General features: G+C 63.6%; 22 protein-coding genes, 1 tRNA gene and 1 pseudogene. 11 read left to right on the top strand and 13 right to left on the bottom strand.

Translation table 11 applies throughout. The features are described 5' to 3' along the window. Window positions 1–80 precede the first annotated feature (80 nt). The 5 genes from V6766_RS15420 (at window position 81) to V6766_RS15400 (ending at window position 6,262) form a co-directional block, all read left to right on the top strand. Window positions 81–154 (top strand) — tRNA-Cys (locus tag V6766_RS15420). A 394-nt stretch (window positions 155–548) separates the two neighbouring features. Further along, window positions 549–1,352, top strand: coding sequence for a hypothetical protein (locus V6766_RS15415; protein ID WP_448467897.1), 804 nt, complete (start codon window positions 549–551; stop codon window positions 1,350–1,352). Window positions 1,353–1,553: 201 nt separating this feature from the next. After that, on the top strand, window positions 1,554–2,222 hold the full coding sequence (locus V6766_RS15410) for a protein-L-isoaspartate O-methyltransferase family protein (RefSeq protein WP_448468036.1): 669 nt from the start codon (window positions 1,554–1,556) through the stop codon (window positions 2,220–2,222). A gap of 145 nt (window positions 2,223–2,367) precedes the next feature. Further along, on the top strand, window positions 2,368–3,150 hold the full coding sequence (locus tag V6766_RS15405; RefSeq protein WP_448467895.1) for a DUF2497 domain-containing protein: 783 nt from the start codon (window positions 2,368–2,370) through the stop codon (window positions 3,148–3,150). Window positions 3,151–3,349: 199 nt separating this feature from the next. Then, window positions 3,350–6,262, top strand: a complete 2,913-nt coding sequence (locus tag V6766_RS15400; RefSeq protein ID WP_448467893.1) for a valine--tRNA ligase — start codon at window positions 3,350–3,352, stop codon at window positions 6,260–6,262. Between the two features lie 45 nt (window positions 6,263–6,307). On the opposite strand, the gene V6766_RS15395 is transcribed toward V6766_RS15400, so the two are convergent. The 9 genes from V6766_RS15395 to V6766_RS15355 form a co-directional block, all read right to left on the bottom strand. Continuing rightward, window positions 6,308–6,913, bottom strand: coding sequence for a LysE family translocator (locus V6766_RS15395; RefSeq protein ID WP_448467891.1), 606 nt, complete (start codon window positions 6,911–6,913; stop codon window positions 6,308–6,310). Window positions 6,914–6,977: 64 nt separating this feature from the next. Further along, window positions 6,978–7,739 (bottom strand): SDR family oxidoreductase, encoded by a 762-nt coding sequence (locus tag V6766_RS15390; protein ID WP_448467889.1) that lies wholly within the window; start codon window positions 7,737–7,739, stop codon window positions 6,978–6,980. A gap of 99 nt (window positions 7,740–7,838) precedes the next feature. Beyond that, window positions 7,839–8,258: a DUF1284 domain-containing protein gene (locus V6766_RS15385; RefSeq protein ID WP_448467887.1), complete on the bottom strand. Its 420-nt coding sequence runs from the start codon at window positions 8,256–8,258 to the stop codon at window positions 7,839–7,841. Continuing rightward, complete coding sequence (locus V6766_RS15380) at window positions 8,258–8,842, bottom strand: biotin transporter BioY (protein WP_448467885.1); 585 nt, start codon at window positions 8,840–8,842, stop codon at window positions 8,258–8,260. Before V6766_RS15380 ends, V6766_RS15385 begins: the two co-directional genes overlap by 1 nt. A 181-nt stretch (window positions 8,843–9,023) precedes the next feature. Further along, on the bottom strand, window positions 9,024–9,668 hold the full coding sequence (locus V6766_RS15375; protein ID WP_448467883.1) for a GntR family transcriptional regulator: 645 nt from the start codon (window positions 9,666–9,668) through the stop codon (window positions 9,024–9,026). 104 nt (window positions 9,669–9,772) lie between these two features. After that, window positions 9,773–10,198 carry a hypothetical protein gene (locus V6766_RS15370; RefSeq protein WP_448467881.1) on the bottom strand — a complete coding sequence of 142 codons (426 nt, stop codon included), beginning with the start codon at window positions 10,196–10,198 and terminating at the stop codon, window positions 9,773–9,775. A 199-nt stretch (window positions 10,199–10,397) separates the two neighbouring features. After that, window positions 10,398–10,877, bottom strand: coding sequence for a 30S ribosomal protein S9 (gene rpsI, locus V6766_RS15365; RefSeq protein WP_448432794.1), 480 nt, complete (start codon window positions 10,875–10,877; stop codon window positions 10,398–10,400). Beyond that, window positions 10,877–11,341, bottom strand: coding sequence for a 50S ribosomal protein L13 (gene rplM, locus V6766_RS15360; RefSeq protein ID WP_174801068.1), 465 nt, complete (start codon window positions 11,339–11,341; stop codon window positions 10,877–10,879). The genes rpsI and rplM overlap by 1 nt, the downstream gene beginning before the upstream one ends. Window positions 11,342–11,597: 256 nt before the next feature. Then, on the bottom strand, window positions 11,598–11,807 hold the full coding sequence (locus tag V6766_RS15355) for a transposase (protein WP_448467879.1): 210 nt from the start codon (window positions 11,805–11,807) through the stop codon (window positions 11,598–11,600). Window positions 11,808–12,044: 237 nt separating this feature from the next. On the opposite strand from V6766_RS15355, the gene V6766_RS15350 reads away from it, so the two are divergent. After that, window positions 12,045–12,608 (top strand): TetR/AcrR family transcriptional regulator, encoded by a 564-nt coding sequence (locus tag V6766_RS15350; protein ID WP_448467877.1) that lies wholly within the window; start codon window positions 12,045–12,047, stop codon window positions 12,606–12,608. Window positions 12,609–12,619: 11 nt separating this feature from the next. Here V6766_RS15350 and V6766_RS15345 read toward each other — a convergent pair whose 3' ends face one another. Continuing rightward, window positions 12,620–13,933, bottom strand: coding sequence for an Nramp family divalent metal transporter (locus V6766_RS15345; protein WP_448467875.1), 1,314 nt, complete (start codon window positions 13,931–13,933; stop codon window positions 12,620–12,622). 192 nt (window positions 13,934–14,125) lie between these two features. Between V6766_RS15345 and mntR the strand changes: the two genes are divergently transcribed. Next, window positions 14,126–14,578, top strand: coding sequence for a manganese-binding transcriptional regulator MntR (gene mntR / locus V6766_RS15340; protein WP_448467873.1), 453 nt, complete (start codon window positions 14,126–14,128; stop codon window positions 14,576–14,578). 15 nt (window positions 14,579–14,593) lie between these two features. Here the strand turns inward: mntR and V6766_RS15335 are convergent, their stop codons facing one another. After that, a complete protein-coding gene (locus V6766_RS15335) occupies window positions 14,594–14,803 on the bottom strand; it encodes a DUF1127 domain-containing protein (protein WP_448467871.1) in 210 nt (69 codons plus the stop codon). 113 nt (window positions 14,804–14,916) lie between these two features. Between V6766_RS15335 and V6766_RS15330 the strand changes: the two genes are divergently transcribed. Together V6766_RS15330 and V6766_RS15325 are read left to right on the top strand one after the other, a co-directional pair. Then, window positions 14,917–15,633, top strand: a complete 717-nt coding sequence (locus tag V6766_RS15330; RefSeq protein WP_448467869.1) for an ArsR/SmtB family transcription factor — start codon at window positions 14,917–14,919, stop codon at window positions 15,631–15,633. A 130-nt stretch (window positions 15,634–15,763) separates the two neighbouring features. Further along, window positions 15,764–17,281, top strand: a complete 1,518-nt coding sequence (locus V6766_RS15325; protein WP_448467867.1) for a helicase HerA domain-containing protein — start codon at window positions 15,764–15,766, stop codon at window positions 17,279–17,281. Between the two features lie 238 nt (window positions 17,282–17,519). Here V6766_RS15325 and recG read toward each other — a convergent pair whose 3' ends face one another. Next, window positions 17,520–19,619, bottom strand: coding sequence for an ATP-dependent DNA helicase RecG (recG, locus tag V6766_RS15320; protein ID WP_448467865.1), 2,100 nt, complete (start codon window positions 19,617–19,619; stop codon window positions 17,520–17,522). A 92-nt stretch (window positions 19,620–19,711) separates the two neighbouring features. On the opposite strand from recG, the gene V6766_RS15315 reads away from it, so the two are divergent. Both V6766_RS15315 and mfd read left to right on the top strand, forming a co-directional pair. Beyond that, window positions 19,712–20,014: an FAD assembly factor SdhE gene (locus V6766_RS15315; RefSeq protein WP_448467863.1), complete on the top strand. Its 303-nt coding sequence runs from the start codon at window positions 19,712–19,714 to the stop codon at window positions 20,012–20,014. Between the two features lie 14 nt (window positions 20,015–20,028). Beyond that, window positions 20,029–23,520 (top strand): transcription-repair coupling factor, encoded by a 3,492-nt coding sequence (gene mfd / locus V6766_RS15310; RefSeq protein ID WP_448467861.1) that lies wholly within the window; start codon window positions 20,029–20,031, stop codon window positions 23,518–23,520. Here the strand turns inward: mfd and V6766_RS15305 are convergent. Further along, window positions 23,486–23,823: pseudogene (locus tag V6766_RS15305) on the bottom strand (hypothetical protein); the annotation flags it as partial. The gene mfd and the pseudogene V6766_RS15305 overlap by 35 nt on opposite strands.

Below are 23,823 nucleotides of genomic sequence, written 5' to 3'. Positions count from 1 at the left end.
TGAGGTGGCGCCGGGCAGCGCTATTGCAAATCAAATTAAATCATTCTAAATCCGCGCCAACCCTTCGATCGACAAAGTTTGGCCTCGTGGCGGAGTGGTTACGCAGAGGACTGCAAATCCTTGCACGCCGGTTCGATTCCGGCCGAGGCCTCCACTTTCCCTTTTTCTCTAAAATTATACCACCGTACCGCCAGCCTCGCTTGAGCATGCGCGATCCTGTTCATGATTTGCATGATGAGGGATGCCGGCGATTGCGATGGTATCGCTACCACGCCTGTTGTTTGAATAACTTGCCTCCGGCACGTCTACGCGTTTTCTGCCCCGAATATCTTCTTTGTTTTCGGAGTATGGGCGGGCGGAACTGCTATTATTTTTGCTCAATAGCACAATATCCTGATCATTTCCCTGAGAGATTCTTAATCGCAGAGGAACTTTTTTGTTCAAGGTCCCGTTTAAAAGTTACGCGGATCGAACAGACGAGCCGCAAACATAAGGTTGTTTGAACAGGGGGAGTCCTTCTAAAGCGAGGGCTCCAGAAGGAGGACGACATGTTTGCCTGTCGCAGTAAATCTACACTTCTGGCGAGTGCTTTTTTCGCAGGGTCGCTCGCCGTTACATTTTATGGTGCGAACCCTGCCAATGCGCAGTCTCTGAATATCGGCGGCGAGAACGGGATAAGCGTCGGCGTTAACACCGACACCGATCCCTCCGGCGGCATCGGCGCGGGCGTTGACGCAAGCGTCGGCGGCTCGGATGGCGTGAATGCCGGCGCATCAGCCGGCGTCGGCGGCGGTCAGGCCGCAAGCGTTGATGCCGGCGCGAGCGTCGGCGGTTCCGGCGGTGTTGATGCCGGAGCGTCAGCCGATGTCGGCGGCGGCCAGGCGGCGAGCGCCGATGTCGGCGCAAGCGTCGGCGGCTCCAGCGGCGTGAACGCCGATGCATCTGCCGATGTTGGCGGCAGCAGCGGGATAGGGGCCTCGGCCTCCGCCACGATCGGCGGCGACAGCGGTGCGAATGCTGATGTCGATGTCGGCATTGGCGGCGATGATGGCACCGGAGCGGACGTTGATATCGGCATTGGCGGCGGAGGCGGCAACAATGGCGGCGGCAACGGTGGCGGCGGAAATGCCGGTGGGGGCAATGGCGGCAGCGGCACGGCCGGCGGCGACGGCTCGGGCGGCGGATCGATGCCCGACAATCGCAACGACCAGCGTCTCGTGATCGCCTTCGACGATCTGAGCAGCGGCGAGCAGCAGACCGTGCGTAAACAGTGCCAGGCCGTGATGCGCACGCCGGACAATTATGAAGCCGGTCTGCAGCGGCTCTGCATTCTGGTCAACCGTTATCGCTGATCATCAGATACCATCGGGGCCGGCGCTCGCGCCGGCCCTTTCGTCATGTCCCGGGTGAGCAGGCGCGGCCTTGCGCGCCTTCTTCTCTTCGGCTTTTTCGCAAAACTCCCGTCTTGCATGGAGGCGACAGCGCATCTATGAACACAGTGTGAGCGTCAAGTCGGCGCTGAACGCTGATTGTTTGCGAGGTTGTTGGCCATGATGAATTTCGAAACGGCGCGCAGGAAGATGGTGGAAAACCAGATCCGGCCGACCGATGTAACAGCCTATCCTGTGCTCGAGGCCTTTCTTGCCGTGCCGCGCGAGGCGTTTCTGCCGCCGCAATCCAGGTCGCTCGCCTATATCGACGAGGACATTCAGGTAAAGCCCGCCAATGAAGCTGGCCCCGCCCGCTACATGATGGAGCCGTCGCCGCTTGCCAAGCTGGTCCAGCTTCTGGAGCTTTCCAAGAAGGATGTGGTGCTTGTGGTCGGCGCGGGCGATGGCTATGCCGCGGCTATCCTTTCGCTGCTCGCCCAGTCGGTCGTCGGCATCGACAGCGATGAGGAACTGGTTGAAAGCGCGAGTGCGAAATTCCTGGAACTCGGCTATGACAATGCGGTTGTGGTCAGCGGCGTTCTTCCCGAGGGCTACCCGTCCGAGGCGCCCTATGACGCGATCTTCCTCAACGGCGCGGTCGAGGTCGTTCCCGAGGCGCTGCTGAACCAGTTGCGCGATGGCGGCCGGCTCGTCTGCGTCGAAGGTACGGGTTATTCCGCCCGAGCAACCATCTATCATCGCGATGGCGATGTGTTTTCGTCGCTCTCCTCCTTCAATGCCGCCGTCAAGCCGCTCCCCGGCTTCGCGCGGGCGAAGGCCTTCGAATTCTAGAGATTTGTAAGTTCTACCGGACGTGTCCCTAAAATCCTGTGTATAGCACTGAAAATATGACGGTTTCGGTCTTCATGCGGCTGGAGCTGGCGTATCGTTGTCGATGATTCGACGCTAGGGACATCAACGCGCGGGAAGGTTTGTAATGGCGCAGCCGAAATTGCAGCAAGAGCCCTCGATGGAAGAAATTCTCGCTTCGATTCGCCGTATCATCGACAGCGGCGACGATGTCGGGCGTTCTCCGCGCGCCGCGCGTGACAACGCTGCCGCGCCGAGGGACGAGAGCTACCGTGCGCCCGAGGCCTATCGCCAGAGCGATCATGACGCGGGCGATGCATCCCCGGCCGCGCAGGATCCCGAGCCTTTTGGCGACAATTCCTTCGTCTCGCGCCGTCCGGCCTTCACCTTTGATGATGATTCCCAGCCGCCGAACGAGACGGAAGCGACGCAGGGTGAAGAAGCCGAACAGCCGTTCGAGGCAAACCAGGAGCCGGTCACGCATCAGGCGTCCGAACCGCAGGTGCGGCAGGCGCCAGAACCGCAGCAACCGGCAGCGCCCCGGCCGCATCCGCTGGAACGCGATGCGGTCTATCCGGGCACGATCGGCGAGGTTGCGCGTCAGGTGCGGGAGGCGACCGGTGGGGCGCATGAGCCCGACAGCGCCGCGCCCGCAGACGAGGCCGGCCATTCGCCGCGCATGGAGGAGGGCCAGGAGCACCTGCTTTCCTCCGATTCCGAACAGAGGATCGGAAATGCCCTGCATGAACTCTCCGCCGCGCTGGATCGCGAGGGCGCGCGCAAGATCGAGGAAATCGTGATTTCGGAACTGCGTCCGCTGCTCCGCGACTGGATCGAGGAGCACATGCCCTCGATCGTGGAAGAAATGGTCGGCAAGGAAATCGAACGGATGCGCAACGCAAAGCGCTGAGAACTCGCGCGTTGGACCTGCCAAAGCCGTCCCTTCCGGGGCGGCTTTATTGTTGACAGGCCTGAAGCCAAGCGCATAACAACGACAGGCCGCGAAGGGCCGCCGCGAAAGCCGCGGCAACCCGCCGCCGTTTAATCCGGACGCAGGCGCGCTATATGTGTTTCGCCCGGTTTTGGTATCAGCAGGAATTGGCGAAGACATGCTTGAGAAGACGTATGACGCGAAAAGCGTCGAACCCAGGATTGCCACCCGGTGGGAACAGGCCGATGCCTTCCGCGCCGGAGCCAACGCAAAGCCGGGCAGGGAGAGCTTCTCGATCGTGATCCCGCCGCCGAATGTGACCGGCTCGCTGCATATGGGGCACGCGCTCAACAACACGCTGCAGGACATCATGATCCGCTTCGAGCGGATGCGCGGCAAGGACACGCTGTGGCAGCCCGGCATGGACCATGCCGGCATCGCCACCCAGATGGTGGTCGAACGCCAGTTGATGGAACGCCAGCTTCCCGGCCGCCGCGAGATGGGCCGCGACGCTTTCGTCGACAAAGTCTGGGAGTGGAAGGAAGAGTCCGGCGGCCAGATCATCAACCAGCTCAAGCGCCTCGGCGCCTCCTGCGACTGGTCGCGCGAGCGCTTCACCATGGATGAAGGGCTTTCCGAGGCCGTGCGCGAGGTTTTCGTCTCGCTCTACAAGCACGGCCTGATCTATCGCGGCAAGCGGCTGGTCAACTGGGACCCGGAATTCGAAACGGCGATTTCCGATCTCGAGGTCGAGAACCGCGAAGTCGACGGCCATATGTGGCATTTCAAATACCCGCTGGCCGGCGGCGAGACCTATACCTATGTCGAGAAGGACGCGGACGGCAACGTCATCCTCGAGGAGGAGCGCGATTACATCTCGATTGCGACCACCCGTCCGGAAACCATGCTCGGCGATGGCGCCGTCGCGGTTCATCCATCGGATGAGCGGTATGCGCCAATCATCGGGAAATACTGTGAAATTCCGGTGGGACCGAAAGAGCATCGGCGTCTGATCCCGATCATCACCGATGAATATCCGGACAAGGATTTCGGCTCCGGCGCGGTCAAGATCACCGGCGCGCATGATTTCAACGACTATCAGGTCGCCCGCCGCAACCATATTCCGCTCTACCGGCTGATGGACACCAAGGCGGCACTGCGCGATGACGGCGAGCCCTATGCCGTCTGCGCTGAGCAAGCGATGAAGATCGCGAAATCCGGCGAACTGCCGACCGAAGCCGAGGTCGACGACATCAACCTCGTGCCTGATGAATATCGCGGCCTTGACCGCTATACCGCCCGCAAACGCATCGTTGATGCGATCAATGCCGAGGGTCTTGCCGTCACCGTGAAGGACGAGGAGGGCAATGATATCCCCTTCGTCGAGAACAAGAAGATCATGCAGCCCTTTGGCGACCGTTCGGGCGTCGTCATCGAGCCGATGCTGACCGATCAGTGGTTCGCCGACGCCAAGGAACTTGCCAAGCCGGCGATTGAATCGGTCCGCGAGGGCCGCACCAATTTCGTGCCGAAGAACTGGGAAAAGACCTATTTCGACTGGATGGAGAACATCGAGCCGTGGTGCATCTCGCGCCAACTCTGGTGGGGCCACCAGATCCCGGCCTGGTACGGACCGGATGGGCAGGTCTTCGTCGAAAAGACCGAGGAAGAGGCGCTCGACGCCGCGATCCAGCATTACATCGCCCATGAGGGTCCTTGGAAGGCCTGGGTCGAGGAGCAGCTCGAAAACTATGAGCCCGGCAATATCCTGACGCGCGACGAGGACGTGCTCGACACCTGGTTCTCTTCCGCGCTCTGGCCGTTCTCAACGCTCGGCTGGCCCGAGGAGACGGACGAGCTTGCCCGCTATTATCCGACCAGCGTGTTGGTCACCGGCTTCGACATCATCTTCTTCTGGGTTGCCCGCATGATGATGGCCGGGCTCCACTTCATGAAGGATGAGGACGGCAAACCGGTCGAACCCTTCCACACCGTCTATGTCCACGCGCTGGTGCGCGACAAGAACGGTCAGAAGATGTCGAAGTCGAAGGGCAACGTCATCGATCCGCTCAACCTGATCGAGGAATATGGCGCCGACGCGCTGCGGTTCACGCTGGCGATCATGGCCGCGCAGGGCAGGGACGTGAAGCTCGACGAGAGCCGCATCGCCGGCTATCGCAACTTCGGCACCAAGCTCTGGAACGCCACGCGCTTTGCCGAGATGAACGGCATGAAGCTCGACGGCTCGTTCCGTCCCTCCGGCGCGACCCAGACCATCAATCGCTGGATCCTGACCGAGCTTTCGAAGACCACCGAGGAGGTGACCACGGCGATCGAGAACTTCCGCTTCAACGAGGCGGCCGATGCGCTCTATCGTTTCGTCTGGCACGAGCTCTGCGACTGGTATCTGGAACTCCTGAAGCCCGTGTTCATGGGCGAGGACGAGGCCGCGAAAGCCGAGGCGCAGCATTGCGTTGCCTATGTTCTGGCCGAGACCTACAAGCTCCTGCACCCGTTCATGCCGTTTATGACCGAGGAGCTGTGGAACCATATCGGCGGCGAGGGGCTCTGCTGCCACGCCGACTGGCACGAGCCGGGCTTCCGGGATGAGGAAGCGGCGGACGAGATCAACTGGCTTGTCGATCTGATCTCCGGCATCCGCTCGGCGCGCGCGGAAGTGAACGTGCCGCCGGCCGCCAAGGCGCCGCTGATCCTCGTCGGTGCAAATTCAACGACCCGCGAACGCACCGCCCGCCATTATCCGGCGCTGGAACGGCTCGCCCGCATTGATTCGCTCGATTTCGAGAAGGACGCGCCGAAAGGTTCGGCCCAGGTCATCATCGGCGAGGCCACCGCCTGCATTCCGCTCGGCAGCCTTATCGATGTGGCGGCTGAAACCGCGCGCCTGACAAAGGCGATCGGCAAGGTCGACGCCGATATCGAGCGCAGCCAGAAGAAGCTCGGCAACGAGAAATTCGTCGCCAACGCCGATCCGGAAGTGGTGGCCACCGAGCACGAGCGTTTCGAGGAGCTGAAGCAGCAGCGCGAGCAACTGACCGTCGCGCTCTCGCGCGTCGCGGAGGCCGGCTGACGGCATAGGACGTGTTGTCAAGAGCGGGCTTGCCCCGCTCTCGTCTCAGCCTCGGCGGGCCTCGTCCAGGATCCTGAGGGACAGCAGGATCATCAATCCGCCGGCAAGACGGTTGAGCCATGCTCCAAAACGGAAATATTGCCGGCGCAGCGTTTCGCCGGACAGCATCACCGCGATCAGGCCATACCAGAGGAAGGCCTGAAGCGTGATCCAGACGAGCAGGATCGCATAGAAAGCGGGCGGCGCGCTCGCCGGCAACAGCACGGCGAAAACGCTGGTCCAGAACACCGCCGATTTCGGGTTGGACAGCGTCGTCAGCAGCCCCGCTCGGAAGCCCGAGCCATAGACCGGGGCGGATTTCGTACCCGATCTTCCGCCAAAGATCATCCTGCATCCGACATAGAAGAGGTAGGCCGCGCCCGCGATCCGGAGCAGCCGGTACACGTCTCCCGCGCTTGCCAGCAGCGCGCCGATGCCGAGCAGGCCGAGGGCGAGCCATACGAAGCTTGCGGCCGCCACGCCGGCGGCGGCCATCAATCCCGCCCGCCGCGATATCATGGTCGCGCAATAGGTGACGGCGAGCGTGTTTGGCCCGGGTATCATCGCCATCAACAGGTGAATGAGAGCAAGATGAAGCATCAGCGCTGTCATGACGGCCTCAGGCGTGGATGCATCGAAGCGGTTTCCGGCGTGTCCGGGCAATCATGCGCCGCCCTCACATGCGCACCGAATGGCCGCCGTCGACGGTCAAGGTCTGGCCGTTGACGAACGAGGCGGCATTGCCGGCAAGGAACAGCGCTGCGCCGGCGATCTCGTCGGGCCTGCCCCATCGCCCGAGCGGCACGCGGCCAGCCGCGAATGCAAGCATGTCGGGATCACTGGCGAGATGGGCATTGGTTTCCGTGGCGAACATGCCGGGGGCAATGGCATTGCTGGTGATGCCATGGGGGCCGTATTCGACGGCGAGCGCCCTGCAGAGACCGGCAAGCCCCTGTTTCGCGACCGGATAGATGGTGTCGCCCGGCATGGCAAGCGTGCCGAGGAGCGAGGTGAGAAAGATCAGCCGGCCATGGCCTGCCGCCTTCATTCGTTCGGCAACGTCACGGCTCAGCGATACGGCGGACAGAAGATCGGTGTTGAGCAGCGCGGCGATCTCCTCGTCCGTGAATTCGCCAAGGCTTCTGCGGTCGCGCGCGCCGACATTGTTGACGAGGATATCGACCTTCCCGTGATGGCGATAGATATCCTCGATCGCAGCGCGGCGGGCCGGCGCATCGGCGATATCGAAAGCCGCATGGTCGGCAAATGGGCCGAGCGCCTCGCTTGCCGCGGCCAGTTTCGCTCCATCGCGTCCGGTGATGATCACCCGCGCGCCGGCATCGACGAAACCGCGGGCGATCTCATAGCCGAGACCCTTTCGACCGCCTGTGACGAGCGCAACCCGCCCTTGAAGCGAAAACCGATCCAGAACCGACATGAGGCCTCGCATGAACAACAATGACGCACGATCTTGTCGCTCTTCGGCCCGGCCGACAAGTGCCGGGCCTCGGGAGCAGCGGCCGCGCGCGTCGATTTTCTACAGAATCGCGTCTTCGAAATCGTCGCGAGCGATATCGCTGCACAGTTCCTGCCACTGGCAACCGGAGCACGCCACCCGAAAACCGCCGTGGCGGAAAGCCTGGCGCAACTGGCCAAGCTGGTTGCGATCCAGCGTGAAACCGGAGCCGGCAGCAGGCGCGCCGGCGGCCATGATCGGCCCCAGGGCTTCAGCGGCAAGGCGATCGCGCGCGGTCACGCTTTCGCGGTGGCAATGCGGATCGGGTTCTGACAGCAGCGGGGCGCAGATATCGTCCGCACCCTCGATGATCTCGATCGGCTCGCCGCCCGCAATCCGTCCTACAACCACCGTCATATTGGCTGTGAAGCCAGGGCTGTAGCCCTTGCCCGCATAGGTGAGCATGCAAAGCAGATGGTGCGGGCGCAGCCTTACCGTCATCAGCCGGCGCGCTTCGGGCCGCGGGCAAGGGCCTTCAGCAGAGCGGCGGCGAGCGCCGATTTCAGCACGGCGCCAAGCAGGAAGGGCAGGACGCCGGCCGTGAACGCGGCGCCGACGCCGATCATCAGCGAAAGCCAGGCAGCGCCGAGCAGCAGGCAGAGCGCATTGCCGGCCAGCATGGCGAGGAAGGCGAGGATGACGCGATGGCCGTTCCAGCCGCGCTCGGCCAGAAAGCCCGCGACCATTCCGGCGATCGGGAAGGCGAACAGATAGCCCCCGGTAGGCCCCATGAAATGGGCAAAGCCCGCAGCGCCGCCCGCCAGAACCGGCAGGCCCAGTGCGCCCTCCATCAGCCATGCGACGATGGTGAGCCCGCCGAGCCGCCAGCCGTAAAGCGCGCCGACCAGCGTTACCGCGAAAGTCTGCATCGTGACCGGAACCGGAACCATCGGGACTTCGATATAGGAAGACAGCGCAAGGAACAGGCTGCCCAGAAACACCGCCGCCGCCTTCCAGGCGAGGCTGCGGCCTTGCGGGGCGAGCGGGCTGAAAGCCGGCAGAAGGGCGGGGTTGGATGAACGCATGAGATGCTCCTTTAAAATTATAGATAATTTATGGAATCTATCTCTAAATGAATCCACACAATATCGCGCAAGGCAAGCCCCGCGTCTCTTGATCGAGAGGCAGTTGTGGAAAGCGGCAAAAATGGGAGTTGGTTCGGAGCACTGGACCCGCGCTCTGACAGGGTGATTGGGGCCGTCAGCTTCAGCCGGCGGAACGGTCGACCTGCGTCCTGGCGGGCTTCTGTCCGATCCACTGGACATGGCGGCCAAGCAGAAGGGTTGCGGCTTCTATATCGCCGCGGCGCAATGCCAAGAGGATGGCGCGATGGTCGCGGTCGGTTGGCGTGTCCCATTCCGCGCGCCAGCCGGAAAACAGGAAGCGCGCGCTGGCGATGTGGAGATCATCGATGCTGCGCATCAGCCGCGGCATGCCGCAGGGAGCGAGGATCAGCCGGTGGAAGCGGCGGTTCGCCTCTTCCCAGGCATGGACGTCGCGGGCCTGATCGCCGGCGCGGGTTGCCTCCTCGGCTTCATCGAGAATGGCGCTGGTGAGATGAGGCGCAGCATTACGCAGCGCCAGCACTTCGAGCGCCGAGCGCATCTCGGCAATCTCGCGCACCTCCTCCATGCTGAAGCCGGCCACGCGCACGCCCCGGCGCGGCTGGCTTTCCACGAGGCCCTGCGCCTCAAGCCGGCGAAATGCCTCGCGCACCGGCACGTGGCTCGCGCCGAACTCCTCGGCGATATGATCCTGCCTGAGCGGCGCGCCGGCGGCGATCTCGCCGGAGACGATGCGCTCGGCAAGGGCGCGGCTGATGCGGGCGGCGATGGGTTCCGGTTTGGTCATGGAATTATAGATAATCCGCGCAGGGCAGAAGGTCGATAGGGCGTTTTGTCGGAATTTGGGGTGCGCCCACAAAAAGAAGTGTTGCCGGGGCTAGAAACGCCCGCTCAGGCCGTCATTCGTTCTGCGGCGATCGGAAAGGGCAGTGCGTGTTCCCACCAGAGATAGCCAAAAATCGGCGTGCGATACATTCTCATCCGGTCCCCGTGCGCCATCTCTTCGATATGCGGAACTTGCGAGGACAGGAACCGGAAGGGGGTTGATGAGGATCTGATATCCGCCGGCAGCTCGAGCCAGTGGATCGTCCCGTTCCCGGCTGCAAGCGTCTTGTGTCTGTCATACAGGACGTAAACAACATCGCCGTAATAGCGGGCATTGCAGGCCGACGCCAGAAGACCAGCAGAAGCCGCGAAGTTCAGGCCGGTCAGCCACAACAGGAGTTCGGTCGGGATATGAACAAGTGTCGATAAGGCCGGCAGCGCGAAGAGCCCGAACCCGAAGCAGCGCAGGAAAAAGAATACGACGATTCTCATGCGTCGCGATCCTGTTGGTTTCAGGACCAGTGTAAGTCCACACGACAGGGTTGCGCAAGGACGGGGTGACCATATCTCGTCGAACGCTGTCTTGGCCGCGGCAGAAAAGAGCGAGGGGGGCGGCCTTGGGCATTGCCGGCAAACAGAAAAAGGGCCGCACAGTGGCGGCCCTTTCGAATGCGTATCGAAAATCCAGCGCTTAGCGTTTGGAGAATTGGAACGAACGGCGGGCTTTCGCGCGGCCGTACTTCTTGCGCTCGACGACGCGGCTGTCGCGGGTCAGGAAGCCGCCGCGCTTGAGAACCGAACGCAGTTCCGGCTCGAAATAGGTCAGCGCCTTGGAGATGCCGTGGCGAACAGCACCGGCCTGGCCGGAAAGGCCGCCGCCGGTTACCGTTGCGACGATGTCGAACTGGCCATCACGGGCAGCGGCGACGATCGGCTGCTGGAGAACCATCTGCAGCACCGGACGACCGAAATATTCGGAGAAATCCTTGCCATTGACGGTGATCTTGCCAGTGCCGGCTTTCACCCATACGCGGGCGACGGCGTCCTTGCGCTTGCCGGTGGCATAGGCGCGGCCAAGGTCGTCGACCTTGCGCTCGTGAACCGGAGCGGCGGGGGTTGCTTCAGCGGTCGCAGCGTCGCCAAGCGTCTTCAGATCGGACAGATCGGCCATTATGCGCTCCTCACATTCTTCTTGTTGAGCTTGGCAACGTCGAGCACTTCGGGCTGCTGGGCTTCATGGGGGTGGTTGGTGCCTGCATAGACGCGCAGGTTCTTCATCTGGCGACGGCCGAGGGGGCCGCGCGGAATCATGCGCTCGACAGCCTTTTCGATGACGCGTTCCGGGAAACGGCCCTCGATGATCTGGCGCGCAGTGCGTTCCTTGATGCCGCCGGGGTAACCGGTGTGCCAGTAGTACATCTTGTCGGTGTACTTCTTGCCGGTCATGGCGACTTTTTCGGCATTGATGACGATGACATTGTCGCCGTCGTCAACATGCGGGGTGAAAGTGGCTTTATGCTTGCCGCGCAGGCGCATGGCGACGAGGGTGGCGAGACGGCCGAGGACGAGACCTTCGGCATCGATCACGATCCACTTCTTTTCCACCTCTGCGGGCTTCTGGGAGAAGGTAACCATTGTGTTGCTCTCGATTTTGATCCAGCCCCAAAGGGTGGACGTTTCTTGTTGCTTTGCTTGGGTTGAAGCCCAAGCCTGATGGCATATGCGGACTGGCCAGATATGCTGGCGGTTGTATAGAGCCAGGACTGACATTGGTCAAGAGCGAAAGAGTGGTATATACGCAATTTATTTCAACAAAAACAGCAGGTTAAAGACGCGGTATAACGATACCTCATTTGTTATGCGATTATAGCTGCCGATCTCCCATGAGTTATCAACTCTGCTGGATGATTTGCTCTCTGAACAGGATGGTACGCGTGACGGGTCTTCCGCCGCGCATTCTCCGGTAGCCGATCTTGTTGCCGCTCTCGTCAGGGTGCGACGCCAGGCCGGCCAGCGCGACCCCGTTCTTTCGATCCAGCGTCTCGAGTTCGGGCATGGCGGCGATCAGGGCGGCAGCGGTTGTCTCTGCGATACCCGTCATCGTCGTTGCGTGCCGCTTGGATCCTCGGGTCGAGCCTGAGGATCCAAGCGAGCAGGGGGAGTCGCCCCTGTAGACCATGAGTGAGTTGACCAACTTAAATAAGTTAGTTACTTAACTTAGTGCGCGGGTTATCGGTGCCTGTAACGCCAACCCGGCTTGGTGGACCACACGCGCGACCATATGGTTCAGAGCGGAAACAACGCCGCAGGATGAGGCAGAAATGAGCAGGAAAGACTTATGAGCAAGAAGGATATGGGAAAACGCGAGCGGCTGGTGGAGGCGGCGGTGGACCTTGCATACCGGCAGGGCTATACCCGCACGACGATCGCCGACATCGCGAAGGAATCCGGCGTGCCGCTCGGCAATGTCTATTATTACTTCAAGACGAAGGATGACATTGCCACCGCTATCCTCGACCACCACAAGGGCCAGTTTGAAAAGCTGAAGGCTGAACTGGCCGAATTGCCGTCGCCCAAGGCCCGTCTCGTCGGTTTCATCAACAAGACCGTCGGCAACGCCGGCGAGATCGCCTTGAGAGGCTGCCCCACGGGTTCGCTGAGCGCCGAACTGCTGAAGGCCAGCGACAAGGCAGCGGTGGAAGCCTTTCCGCTGCTTGCAGCGCCAATGGAATGGATGGCGGAGCAGTTTGCCGAAATGGGCCATGGCGATGACGCCGAGGCGCTGGCGCTGCAACTGCAGTCATCGCTCCAGGGCGCATCGCTGCTGGCGCAGAATGCCCGCAACCCCGAGCTCCTGGCCCGCGAAGGGGCAAGGCTGAAGATGTGGGTCAACGGGCTTTAGCCCGGTGCGCTTCACCCGGCCGCCAGCCCCGGAATCGGTACGCCGAAGGTCTGGGCGAGCAGGACGAAGTTGAGGCTAAGCACGGCGATCGCGGCGAGGATGGCAAGCGCGCCGATCAGCCGGCCATTGGCGTATTCGCCCATGATCTTGCGGTTGCGGGTGAAGATCACCAGCGAAATCATCGGCACCGGCAGCGCGATCGAGAGAATGATCTGGCTGACGACCAGCGCCTGGGTGGCGTTCACGCCAAGGGCGACGACCACAAAGGCCGGCAGCATGGTGATCAGCCGCCGCAGCCAGATCGGGATCCGGAAGCCGACGAAACCCTGCATGATCATCTGCCCGGCCATGGTGCCGACGACGGAGCTGGAAATGCCCGATGCGATCAGCGAGATCAGGAAGACGGCTGCCGCAGCGCCGCCGAGCAGCGGCGTGAGCATATGGTAGGCGGTCTCGATTTCGGCGACCTCGCTGTGGCCTTTATGAAATGCGCCCGCGGCCATCATCACCATCGCCATGTTGACCACGCCCGCCACCGCGAGCGCCGCCACCACCTCGATATTGGAAAACCGCAGCACGCGGCGACGTTCGGTCTCGTTCTTGACGGCGACCCGGTGCTGGGTGAGGCCGGAATGGAGGTAAACCGCGTGCGGCATGACGGTGGCCCCGATAATGCCGACGGCAATCGCCAGCGCCGTGGCATCGGGAATGGCGGGACGAATGATACCCGACGCGGCCTCGCCCCAGGCCACGGGCGCGATGAAAAGCTCGATGATGTAGCAAAGCCCGATCACGCTGATCATCGCGCCGATGATCAGCTCCATCGGCCGGAAGCCGCGCCGCTCGAACAGCAGAATGCCGTAGGTGACGATCGCGGTGACGCCCATCCCCGCCATCAGCGGCATGTTGAACAGCAGCGCGAGCCCGATCGCGCCGCCGAGAAATTCGGCAAGGTCGGTCGCCATCGCCGCGATCTCGCTGACGATCCAGAGCAGGATCACGACCGGTTTGGAAAATTCATCGCGGCAGACTTCCGCCAGATTGCGCCCGGTCACGATGCCGAGCTTGGCCGACAGCGCCTGAAACAGCATGGCGACCAGATTGGCGAACAGCACCACCCAGAGGAGCGTGTAGCCATAACCGGCGCCCGCCTGGATATTGGTGGCGTAATTGCCGGGGTCGACATAGGCGATTGCGGCGATCACCGCCGGACCGACAAACAGCAATGCCGATTTCGGCCGCACCCGCCCGGAGGCGAGGGCCTGTTCGATTGCCGTATTGGTCTTGTCCGTGAGCGAGCGGCGCTTGGTCTTCAGGTCGGTCATGGGGCGAGGCATGTTGGATAGTCTGGAATTATTAAAAATATAGCCTAGGCTACATTTTTGTCAATCGTCGTTATCATGGCGAGATCGGGGCCCGCAAATGGCGATTTGCCTTGTCGTCGACCACCGGATACAAGGTACAGACGATAATTTACCCTCGGCTACAGATTGATCCTGCATTTCAGGGAGCGTCCGGTGAGCGACGATCAAAAACCATCCGATTGCGACGCCGCCGACCGGTTTTCAAAGGCGCGGTCCGAGCGCGCAAGCGCGCTTCTGGAGGATTACACAGAGCTGATCGGCGACCTGATGGCCGAGCACGGCGAGGCGCGGATCGCCGATATCGCCCGTTCCATGGGGGTCGCCCACCCAACGGCCACCAAGGCGGTGGCGCGGCTGAAACGCGAGGGGCTCGCAACCTCGCGGCCCTATCGCGGCGTGTTCCTGACGCCGGCGGGCGAAGCGATGGCGGAAAAGGCGCGGCAACGCCACCGGATCGTGCACGATCTGCTGCTGGCCATCGGCGTGCCGGCGGAAGCGGCCGAACTCGACGCCGAGGGCATAGAACACCACGTCTCCGAAGAGACGTTGAGGGCCTTTGCGGCCTTCCTGGCCGGAAAACACGAGCGCGAGCCACCGAAAGACTGAGCGCGTCACGGCCGCTCAGTCCCAGAATGGCCGGCCGGCCTCTGCACGCGCCTCCGCCGGCGTGACGCCGATATCTCTCAGCTGGTCGTCCGAAAGTTCCAGCAGATCCATCCGTTGACGCCGCCGCTGCGGCCAGCGGACGAACAGAGTGTGGAGCATAAGCCCGGCGGCGCGGCGGATGGCGCTGAAGCGGGCAAGGCTCCGGGCCGGGGCGGAGTCGGTCATGGGGGTATCCTCTCGTTTTCGGGAAGGTTTATGCCGCCGTCTCGCCCTTTGCTTCGGTCGTGACCGAAACGATCGGCGATGACGACGCGTGTCCCCGGTGCTAGTTTGGGCCCATGACAAATACGGTTTCCGCAAACACGCTCGCCTCCGTCGCCGCCCTGATCGGCGATGTCGCGCGGGCGAACATTCTGTCCGCGCTGCTTGGCGGCAAGGCGCTGACCGCCGGCGAGCTTGCCGGCGTCGCCGGCGTTACGCCGCAGACCGCGAGCGGCCATCTGGCCCGTCTTGTAGATGGCGCGCTGGTGGCGGTCGAAAAACAGGGGCGGCATCGCTATTTCCGCCTCGCTTCCGCCGATGTCGCCGAGACGCTGGAGCATCTGAGCCTGCTTTCGGCGGCTGGTCCCACGCGCTATCGCCCCACCGGCCCGAAGGACGAGGCAATGCGGGTGGCGCGCACCTGCTACGACCACATGGCCGGCGCCATAGCGGTCGGCATCACCGATTCGCTGGTGCGCGCGGGATATCTGGAATTCGACGGGGCCGCGGGGCTGGTGACCGACAAGGGCCGGGCGTTTTTCTGCGATTTCGGCATATCGCTGGAAGAGGCCGGCAAAAGTCGGCGGGCACTCTGCCGCACCTGCCTCGACTGGAGCGAGCGCCGCCATCATATCGGCGGCTGGCTGGGGGCGGCCATGCTCGCGCGCTGCCGCGAGCGCCACTGGCTGCGGCCGGCGAAAGAGGGCCGGGCGCTGACCCTGACGCGGGAAGGGCAGGCGGGCTTTGCCGCCACCTTCGCGATCGACCCGGCGGTGCTGCGCATCGTCGCGTGAGGCGGAAAGCTGTGGGTAACGCCCGCCGCCGCACGACCGCGCCGGCACCGACCTGCTATAGCAGGCTATGCGACCCGCTAACCTGCGGCGCGTCCGCGACAAATCCATCCGAAACGAAGGTGAAGGCGAAGTGCAAGTCGACATCGATATGGGAACGACATCGACCGGTGACGTGGCCAGTCTCGATATCGAGGAGCTGCTGGCGACCCGGCTTCTGGTGCAGGGCAATTCCGGCTCCGGCAAGTCGCATCTCCTGCGCCGCCTGCTGGAGCAATCCGCCAAATGGGTGCAGCAGGTGGTAATCGATCCCGAGGGCGATTTCGTCACGCTTTCGGATGCCTTCGGCCATGTCGTGGTCGATGGCGAGCGCTCCGAGGGCGAGCTGATCGGCATCGCCAACCGCATCCGCCAGCATCGCGTTTCCTGCGTGCTGACGCTGGAAGGCCTCGAGATCGAGGACCAGATGCGCACCGCCGCCACCTTCCTCAACGCGCTGTTCGATGCCGATCGCGACCACTGGTATCCGGTGCTGACCGTGGTTGACGAGGCGCAGATGTTTGCCCCGTCCGGCGGCGGCGAGGTGGCCGAAGAGGTACGCCGCCAATCGCTCGGCGCCATGACCAACCTGATGTGCCGGGGCAGAAAGCGCGGTCTTGCCGGCGTGATCGCCACGCAGCGGCTGGCCAAACTGGCGAAGAACGTCGCCGCCGAGGCCTCCAACTTCCTGATGGGCCGGACCTTTCTCGATATCGACATGGCGCGCGCGGCCGATCTTCTGGGCATGGACCGCCGCCAGGCCGAACAGTTCCGCGACCTGAAGCGCGGCAATTTCGTTGCGCTCGGCCCTGCGATGTCGCGCCGGCCGCTCAAGGTGGTCATCGGCCCGGTGGAAACCTCGGCGCGTTCCTCCAGCCCCAAGCTGATGCCGCTGCCCGAAAAGCCGGAGGATGTCGACGATCTGATCTTCACTCCCGATCCGGAAGACCTCGCCCGCCAGGCCACCGCCCCGCGCCGGGTGACGCCGCGACCACGCCCGACCGTCGATATCATCGACCAGCTTTCCCAATCCGCCGATGCCGCGCCGGAGACGACGCGCGGCCCGCGCGCAAACGCGATGAGCGACGAGGAACGGGAAGACTGGATCACGATGACGCTGGCCGAGATCGCGGACGGAAAGGAATCGGCTTTTCGTTCGGATTCAGAGCTTTACCAGGACTTTTTGATGCGCGGTCGCATGAAGCGGATTTCCGGCGCGCCGCTCTCCATGTCCGATTTCCGCCGTCGGCTTGCGGTCGCCCGTTCCGGCGTCGACGACGCAATGGCCGAGAGCGAGGGGTGGCAGATGGCGCTGTCGCTGACGCCGCATGTCACCGATGATCTGCAGGGCGTGTTCCTGATGCTGGCCAAGGCAGCGCTTTCCGGTGAGCCGTGCCCCTCCGACGCCACGATCGCGCGCGCCTACGGTACCCATTCCGCCCGCCGCGCCCGGCGCTTCCTCGACTGGTTCGAGGAACAGGGCCTCATCGTGCTCCACACCGAGCCCGGCGGCAAACGCGTCGTCGCCTTTCCCGATCTCGACGCCAAGACCGAAGGCGGCGACCCCGATGCTCCGGCGGATGCCGGCGAACGGCGGGATGCGGCGGAGTAGGGTGTCCGGCCCCGTTCGTCCGGCGCTGTGTGACGCTCCCCGAGAAGCCGTTGTGGCGGGCGCTGTATTTTGCTGAACCGCCACCCTCTCATGGGTCATGCTCGTGCTTGACACGAGCATCCAGGCAACACGGAGAACACCGCCTGGACCCTCGGATCAAGTCCGAGGGTGACACCTGATAGGAGAGAGTGCCGTCGGAGAGGCTGTGGGGTCGCAGGCAAACGAGCCGTCGGCCGCGCTACCCCGCATTGAGATACCGGATCGCCTCGTCGCGGCGGAACAGGTAGAGCAGGGTTCTGAGCGCCGTGCCGCGTTCGCTCTGCAATTCCGGGTCCTTACTGACGATATAGCCGGCATCCTTGCGGGCGGTGGCAAGGATGTCGCTGTGGGCCTCGAGGCTTGCGAAGCGGAATCCGGGAATGCCGGACTGGCGGGTGCCGAGCAGTTCGCCTTCGCCGCGCAGCTTCAGATCCTCCTCGGCGATGCGGAAGCCGTCATTGCTTTCGCGCAGCACCGAAAGCCGGGCGTGGCCCATTTCCGATAGCGGCCCCTTGTAGAGCAGGATGCAGGAGGAGGCCTCGTCGCCGCGCCCGACGCGCCCGCGCAACTGGTGAAGCTGGGCGAGGCCGAAGCGCTCGGCATGTTCGATTACAATGATCGAGGCATCCGGCACGTCGACGCCCACTTCCACCACCGTGGTGGCGACCAGCAGGCGGGCCTCGCCCGAGCGGAACGCCTCCATCGCCGCATCCTTGTCGGCGGATGACATCCGGCCATGAATCAGGCCGACCTTTTCCGGCCCGAGCGCCTTTGCCAGCGTTTCGTAGCGCTCCTCGGCCGACATCAGCTCCACGGCCTCCGATTCCTCGACCAGCGGGCAGATCCAGTAGGATTTTTTTCCTTGGGCGAGCGCATCGCGCAACCTGCCGACGACATCGCCGATCCGCTCCAGAGGGATCGTGACGGTCTGGATCGGCTTTCGCCCGGCCGGTTTCTCGGTGAGGTTGGAGACGTCCATGTCGCCGAAGGCGGCGAGCACCAGCGTGCGCGGTATCGGCGTTGCCGACATCACCAGAAGATGCGGCGCCATGCCCTTGGCCGTCAGCCGCAGGCGCTGATGGACGCCGAAACGGTGCTGCTCGTCGACAATGGCGAGCCGGAGATCGTGATAGGCGACATTGTCCTGAAACAATGCGTGGGTGCCGATCACGATCCTTGCCTCGCCACTGGCGATCCGGGCCTCGATCTCCTTGCGCTCGCGCGCCTTGGTCTTGCCGGTCAAAAGGCTGACGGTCACGCCGGCCTTTTCGGCAAGGGCAGCGATGCCCTCATAATGCTGGCGCGCCAGAATTTCGGTCGGCGCCATCAGCACCGCCTGACCGCCATCCTCGACCACGGCCAGCATCGCAAGCAGGCCGACAATGGTCTTGCCGGAGCCGACATCGCCCTGCAGCATGCGCAGCATCCGGGTCTCCTGCGCCATGTCGGCGAGGATCGCCGTCACTGCCTGTTCCTGTCCGGCGGTCAGCGCGAAGGGCAGGGCGGCGCGCACCTTGTCCGACAGCGCGCCCGTTGCCCGCACCGGCCGGCCCCTGGCCTTGCGCATCCGGCTTCTGACCAGCGACAGCGAAAGCTGGCCGGCGAGGAACTCGTCATAGGCAAGCCTGCGGCGCGCCGGCGCCTGCGGCTCGATATCTGTTTCATCGCGCGGGGCGTGGAGGGCGGCAAGCGCCTCGCCGGTCGTTGGAAAGCCCTGTTTTGCACCGATTGCGGGATCGATCCATTCGGGAAAGACCGGAACCCGCGCGAGCGCCGCCTCGATCGACCGGCGCAGAATCTTGGCGGAAAGGCCCGCCGTCAACGGATAGACCGGTTCCACCGCCGGCAGCGTATCGGCCTTGTCGGCCGGCACGATATAATCGGGATGCACCATTGTCGGGCGACCGTTGAACCATTCCGCGCGCCCGCTCACCACCACCATCTCGCCGACCGGCAACTGTTTTTCCAGCCAGTCGGCCCTGGCGTGAAAGAAGGTCAGCGTCAGCTCGCCGGTCTCGTCATGAAGGTAGACCCGATAGGGCGCGTTAGAGCGCGAGGGGGCCGGCTGGTGGCGGTCGACGCGGCCCTCCACGGTCACGATCGCGCCCTCGGGCAGGTGCGCGATGCCGGGCTTCAGCCGACGGTCGATCACCGAGGTCGGGGCATGAAACACGAGATCGATGACGCGGGCCTCGTCCTCGCTGCCGGTCAGCTTCACCAGCAGCTTGGCAAGTTTGGGCCCGATCCCCGCAAGCGAGGAGGCCGGAGCGAACAGGGGATCGAGCAGGGCGGGTCGCATATTTTTGAAATGTACCGGCTGAGCGGCTTTGGCAAGGCTGACAAGCGCGAAACGAGCCGCTATAGAGGCCAATCAACAGAGAAGGTATCGAAATGACCGGTTTGAAGCGCACCAGCGCCGACCTTGACCCGCGGCGGCGGCGCATGCTGTTTCGCGCGTGGCACCGCGGCATTCGCGAGATGGACCTGATCCTCGGCCAATATGCCGAGGACAATATCGCCGACATGGACGATGCGGCGCTCGACCAGTTCGAGACGATCATGGCCGAGGAGGATAACGACCTGATCGCCTGGATCAATGGTGCTTCGCCCGTGCCGGAGCATCTGCGCATGCCGCTTTTCGAACAGATTGCCGCCTACCGGCCGGATTTCGATCCGGTGGAAAAGAACGCCTGAGGCGCAGCCCGACCATGATTTCCGGATTCAACCCGAAGAAACTCGAAAGCCTCACCGGCGCGGTGACCATTGCCAATGCCGTGCCGGGTACGGAGCCGCTGGTGCTGGCCGAAATGGCGCGCGCCGGGCAATCGGTCGCCTATGTCTTGTCAGACGGCCAGCGGATTGCCGATTTCGAGCAGATGCTCGGCTTCGTTGCTCCGGACATTCCGGTTCTCACGCTGCCGGCCTGGGATTGCCTGCCCTATGACCGGGTTTCGCCCGGCGCCGATACCGAGGCGCGCAGGTTGTCTGCGCTTGCCGGCCTTGTCGCCCATGCCAAGAAACCGCATCCGGCGATCATCCTCGTCACCGTCAACGCGATGCTGCAGAAGCTGCCCCCGCGCGAGATCGTGGCCTCGCTCGGCTTTTCCGCCCGCGCCGGGCAGGTGATCGACATGGACGCGATCGTCCATCGTCTCGCCGATGCCGGTTTCGAGCGCGTGCCCACCGTCCGCGCCGTGGGCGAATATGCGGTGCGCGGCGGCATTCTCGACGTGTTCGTGCCCGGCGCGGATAACGGGGTCCGCCTTGATTTCTTCGGCGATACGCTGGAAACCATCCGCGCCTTCGATGCGGCGAGCCAGCGCACCACCGGCACGGTCAAGTCGCTGGAACTCAACGCCATGAGCGAGGTGACGCTCGGCTATGACAATATCGCGCGGTTCCGCAGGAATTACCTGTCGATGTTCGGCGCTGCCACTCGCGACGACGCGCTCTATCAGGCGGTCTCCGAAGGCCGACGCTATGCCGGCATGGAACACTGGATGCCGCTGTTTTACGAGCGGCTGGAAACCATGTTCGACTATCTCGACGGGTTCAGCGTCGTCGTCGATCACACCGCCCGCGAGGCCGCCGCGGAGCGCGCGGCGCTGATCGAGGATTATTACCAGGCCCGGCGCGCCAATATGGGCGAGGGGCGCGGCGGCGCGCCCTACAAGCCCGTGCCGCCGGATACGCTCTATCTCGACGACAAGGCATTCTCGGCGGGGCTTGATGCCATCGGCTCTATCCGGCTTTCGCCGTTCAACGAGGCCTCCAGCGTCGGCAAGCCGGTGATCGCGATCGAGGCCCATGCCGGCCCGCGCTGGGCCACCGAGGCCAAGGCACGCAATGACGACGCCCGCGTCAACGTGTTCGAACAGGCGGTGCGCCATATCGCAGACAAGCGCGCCGGCGGCGGCAAGGTGCTGATCACGGGATGGTCGGAGGGTTCGCTCGACCGGCTGCTGCAGGTGCTGAAGGAGCACGGGCTTGAGAAGATCAAGCCGATCGGCGCTCTGGCCGAGGTTGAAAAGCTTGGGCGGGGCGAAGCCGCCAGTGCGGTGATGAGCCTGGAAGGCGGGTTCGAGACAGGCAACCTTTTTGTCATCGGCGAGCAGGATATTCTCGGCGATCGTCTGATCCGCAAGAACCGCCGCCGCCGCAAGGCGAGCGATTTCATTGCGGAGGTTTCGGGCCTCGACGAAGGCTCGCTGGTGGTTCACGCCGAGCACGGCATCGGCCGCTTCATCGGGCTGAGGACGATCGAAGCGGCAGGCGCACCGCGCGATTGCCTGGAACTGCAATATGCCGACGACGCCAAGCTGTTCCTCCCCGTCGAAAACATCGAACTTCTGTCGCGCTATGGCTCGGACGCAGCCGAGGCGACGCTCGACCGGTTGGGCGGCGGGGCGTGGCAGGCCAAGAAGGCGCGGCTGAAGAAGCGCCTGCTCGACATGGCCGACGAACTGATCGCGATTGCCGCCAAGCGCGCCACGCGTTTCGCGCCGGTGCTGGCGACGGAGGAGGGGCTTTACGACGAATTCGCCGCCCGCTTCCCCTACGAGGAAACCGAGGACCAGTTCAACGCCATCGAATCGGTGCGCGGCGATCTCGGCCTTGGCCGGCCGATGGACCGGCTGATCTGTGGCGATGTCGGTTTCGGCAAGACCGAAGTGGCGTTGCGCGCGGCCTTCCTTGCGGCCATGAACGGGGTTCAGGTCGCCGTCGTTGTGCCGACCACGCTTCTGGCGCGCCAGCACTACAAGACCTTCGCCGAGCGGTTCCGCGGTCTGCCGATCAAGGTCGCGCAGGCATCGCGCCTGGTGCCCGCCAAGGAACTGGCGCAGACCAAGAAGGATCTTGCCGAGGGCAAGCTCGATGTCGTGATCGGCACCCATGCGCTTCTCGGCGCCTCGATCAAGTTCGCCAATCTCGGCCTGTTGATCATCGACGAGGAGCAGCATTTCGGCGTGAAGCACAAGGAACGGCTTAAGGAGCTGAAGAGCGACGTGCATGTGTTGACGCTGTCGGCGACGCCGATCCCGCGCACGCTGCAGCTTGCCATGACCGGCGTGCGCGAATTGTCGCTGATCACCACGCCGCCGGTCGATCGGATGGCGGTGCGCACCTTCATCTCGCCGTTCGATCCGCTGGTGATCCGCGAGACGCTGATGCGCGAGCATTTCCGCGGCGGCCAGAGCTTCTATGTCTGTCCGCGCCTTTCCGATCTGGAGGAGGTTCAGGCCTTCCTGCAGGCGGAAGTGCCGGAGCTGAAGGTGGCCGTTGCTCACGGCCAGATGGCGGCCGGCCAGCTCGAAGACATCATGAACGCCTTTTACGACGGCAAGTATGACGTCCTGCTGTCGACAACGATCGTGGAATCCGGCCTCGACGTGCCGACCGCGAACACGCTGATTGTCCACCGCGCCGACATGTTCGGGCTCGCCCAGCTCTACCAGTTGCGCGGGCGCGTCGGGCGCTCGAAAACGCGGGCCTTCGCGGTGTTCACGCTGCCGGTCAACAAGCGGCTGACCGATACCGCCGATCGCCGGTTGAAGGTGCTGCAATCGCTCGATACGCTCGGCGCTGGTTTCCAGCTTGCCAGTCACGACCTTGATATTCGCGGAGCAGGGAACCTGCTTGGCGAGGAGCAGTCCGGCCATATCAAGGAAGTCGGCTTCGAGCTCTACCAGCAGATGCTGGAAGAGGCGGTGGCTGAGGCCAAGGGCGACGAGGATGCCGGCGGCTCCGACTGGTCGCCGCAGATCGCGCTCGGCACATCGGTGATGATCCCGGAAAGCTATGTGCCCGATCTCAATCTGCGCATGGGGCTTTACCGCAGGCTTGGCGAACTGACCGACGCGACCGATATCGACGGCTTCGGCGCGGAGCTGATCGATCGCTTCGGGCCGATGCCGGAAGAGGTGCAGTCACTCCTGAAGATCGTGTTCATCAAGTCGTTGTGCCGGATCGCAAATGTCGAGAAGCTCGATGCCGGGCCGAAGGGGATCGTGGTGCAGTTCCGCAACCGCGAATTCCCGAACCCGGCGGGCCTCGTGCAGTTCATCGGCGAAAACAGCGTTTCGGCAAAAATCCGCGCCGATCACAGCATCTATTTCAACCGCGACTTGCCGACCCCCGACAAGCGCCTCGGCCAGGCGGCGGTGATCATGAGCAAGCTGTCGAAGCTCGCAGCGGCCTGAAGACACCTGCCGTCACCGGTTTTCCGCCCGAGGCGAAATCGGCGACGGCGTAGCGCGCGATGAGCGCGAGGTGCTGTTGCGGCAGATGGGCCCGGAAGGGATCGCCGATCAGGATGTCCGCGCCCGTTTCCGCGAGCGTTCTGAGCGCGGCGAGCGTTTGATCGGCGGTGTCGGGGTCGTAGAACACATCGCCGGCCAGCACGACTGCCGGCTCCCGGTTCGATGCATCGGAATTGTCTCGGTTGTCGCCGCTTGCTCCCAATACTCTCTCCCGCTGGCGGGAGAGATGCCCCGAAAGGGGCA

The sequence above is a fragment of the Martelella sp. AMO21009 genome (assembly GCF_053484295.1).
This window is presented reverse-complemented; position numbering and strand designations above follow the sequence as displayed.